This window comes from Clostridium sp., assembly GCF_051656525.1.
GTDB lineage: Bacteria > Bacillota > Clostridia > Clostridiales > Clostridiaceae > Clostridium.
Genome location: NZ_JBOGCC010000256.1, coordinates 1 through 2,618 on the forward strand (window position 1 = coordinate 1; position 2,618 = coordinate 2,618).

The following is a 2,618-nucleotide window of genomic DNA, read 5'->3' on the forward strand; positions in this document are numbered from 1 at the left end:
TACCTGGACCATTTTGAAAATACTGTTGTTGTGCATTATAGGTTTCAATAGCTTGACCAACTAATTGTAACCAGTTCCCCACTGCATTTTGTACATTAAAAGGTAAGTTTTGAGCCATCATATCTCCAATTAAAGATCCAATCATTGCAAAAAAATTAGGATCTAGATCTTGAAACCCTCCAGGCATATCATTACAACCAAATCCACCTATATTATTGTTATTTGAACTATTATTTGAATTAGCATTACTAAATACATGGTTTCTAGCCTTTTATGAATTCTTCTATTTCTGTGGCAAATATATTTGGTACTGGTAGACTATTTTTTTACTTTTCACCATAATTGAGTAAGAACCAATACATTAGGTCATAGTATGCTATTCACTTACTTTTAATCATTAATCATTGATCCACTTAATAATGAATAAGTTAATTCTTCTAATTCAATAATATTTACAGTTTCATTTCTATTTATATATTTATAAGCAATACAGCATAAGCCAATTCCTATAAAAGAAGCTAAATAATCTCTTTCTGAATAATTCTTTTCTGTAAACATCTTTTTATTCTCAAAGAAAACCTCATAAAAATATTTAAATAAAACCTCTCTAAGCCCATTATCTATAAGTAATTTTAAAAAACTATAATTATCATTTATATATAAACTAAAATTCATACAAATATCTTTTAATAGAAAAGCTGTACTATTTTTCTCTGTAATGTTTAAAATAAATGGATATGAGTTTCTTAACATATGTAAAATTATATTCTCCTTTGTTTTAAATAAGGCATAAAATGTTTGACGAGATATTCCACTTGCTTTACAAATTTCACTTATAGTAATAGATTCATAGGATTTTTCCTTTAATAAATCTAAAATACTATGGCATATCATCTTTTGAGATGTTAATGCCTTCTTATTGGTTCCTTTATACATTGACAACACTCCCTTTTTGTATAGATTATCAAATAATATTGACATATGTCAATATTATTTGATATTATTAATCTATATTCTTTACATCTGTAAAGTTAATCTCAAAAATTTTCATTTAAAATTAACAAATGTAAATATAAATATAGATAAATCTTTTAACAAAGGAGAAAAAAATTATGAAAAAAGGATTATTTTTAATGAGACCAGCACATGGACATGTAAATCCAACTATAGGAGTTGTAAATGAACTTTTAAAAAAAGGACATGAAATAACTTATATCTGTGGAGAAGAATTTAGAGATAAATTTAAAGATACAAATGTAAAATTCATAGGCTTCACCAATATTTTAAATAAAACCACTGTTAAAGGTATTGAAGGAACAACTTTAGATAGATTAGGAAAAAATTTAGAAATAAATGAAATTGAATTAGAACTTGCAATGAAAGAGGAAGGAAATTTTGATTATGTTGTAGTAGATCAATTTATTAATCCTGGAACAAAATTAATAGAAAAATTTAATATCAAAAAAACAATTACTTCAATTACAACCTTTGCTTTAAATTCAGATATAATTTACGATATGGAAAAAAGTTTTGAAAGAGTTACTAATGCTATAGAAAAAATGCAAGCAAACTTAGAAAATGTTAGAACAAAATATGATGAAGTTGGAGAAAAATTTGGAATTAATTTTTCAACAAATCCTGTGGCTAATTTAGTTAGCTTTAATAGCGATTTAAAAATAGTATTTACCTCAAAACTTTTCCAACCTTATTCAAATAACTTTGATGAAAGTTATCAATTTGTTGGACCATCAATTTTTAATAGAGCTGACTTTGAAAAATTTGAACTAAAAAACAAAGGAAATAAAAAACTTCTTTATATTTCTTTAGGAACAATTTCAAATGAAAATAAAGAATTTTATCAAAATTGTTTTAAAGCATTAAAAGAAAAAAAAGATTTAAATGTAATAATATCAATTGGAAATAAACTTACCGTTGAAGAATTAGGAGATATTCCTTCAAACTTTGAAATATATAATTATGTACCACAGCTTGAAGTCCTAAAAAAAGTTGATTTATTTATAACTCATGGTGGCATGAATAGTACCAGTGAAGCTTTATATAATAATGTTCCTTTAATTGTTATTCCACAGGCATCAGACCAAGCTTTAGTGGCAAAAAGAGTTGAAAATTTAGGCACTGGAATAGCTTTAATTAATAAAACAGATTCAAATTCTATCCAAAAGGCAGTAAATACAATATTAATGGATAATTCTTATAAAGAAAATGCAATTAAAATAGGAGAATCTCTAAGAGCTCATAGTGGTCATATGGAGGCTGCTTCACTTATAGATAATATTATATAAAAATAATTTCTTTATAGATTTTTATAATAAAACTATTCTTTATTATTGAATTTAGAAATAATAAAACAACTTAAAATAGCCCCTTATTTAATAAATCTATTAAAGAAATATATTAAATAAGGGGCTATCTTTTTGTTTAATTAATTATTAAAAAAGTTATAGAACTTTTAATATTCAATATTAGTATTGAACATCCTTCATTGTTAATCCATGTGCAAAAGCTGTTGCTCCTGCTTTAGCTCTTTCTTTTGCTGCAAGAATTTCAGGAATCTCTTCCACTCTTCTTTCACCTAAAGCTACTTCTAATAAAGTTCC

Annotated in this window: 2 protein-coding genes and 2 pseudogenes; 1 reads left to right on the forward strand and 3 read right to left on the reverse strand. The window is 25.0% G+C overall.

Going from position 1 to position 2,618, the window contains the following annotated elements:
* A pseudogene (locus ACRDDY_RS12850) lies at positions 1-187 on the reverse strand (hypothetical protein); the annotation flags it as partial.
* Between the two features lie 203 nt (positions 188-390).
* Entirely contained in the window at positions 391-936 is a 546-nt protein-coding gene (locus tag ACRDDY_RS12855) for a TetR/AcrR family transcriptional regulator (RefSeq protein WP_438565343.1), read from the reverse strand.
* Positions 937-1,112: 176 nt separating this feature from the next.
* Here ACRDDY_RS12855 and ACRDDY_RS12860 point away from each other — a divergent pair, with 176 nt between their 5' ends.
* Positions 1,113-2,303, forward strand: coding sequence for a macrolide family glycosyltransferase (locus ACRDDY_RS12860; RefSeq protein WP_438565344.1), 1,191 nt, complete (start codon positions 1,113-1,115; stop codon positions 2,301-2,303).
* A gap of 180 nt (positions 2,304-2,483) precedes the next feature.
* Here ACRDDY_RS12860 and ACRDDY_RS12865 read toward each other — a convergent pair.
* Positions 2,484-2,618, reverse strand: a pseudogene (locus ACRDDY_RS12865) (tRNA pseudouridine(38-40) synthase TruA); the annotation flags it as partial.

Bases quoted from the DNA above. Each gene is read 5' to 3' on its own strand.
- ACRDDY_RS12855 (WP_438565343.1), bottom strand. From the start codon at position 936: ATGTATAAAGGAACCAATAAGAAGGCATTAACATCTCAAAAGATGATA.
- ACRDDY_RS12860 (WP_438565344.1), top strand. From the start codon at position 1,113: ATGAAAAAAGGATTATTTTTAATGAGACCAGCACATGGACATGTAAAT.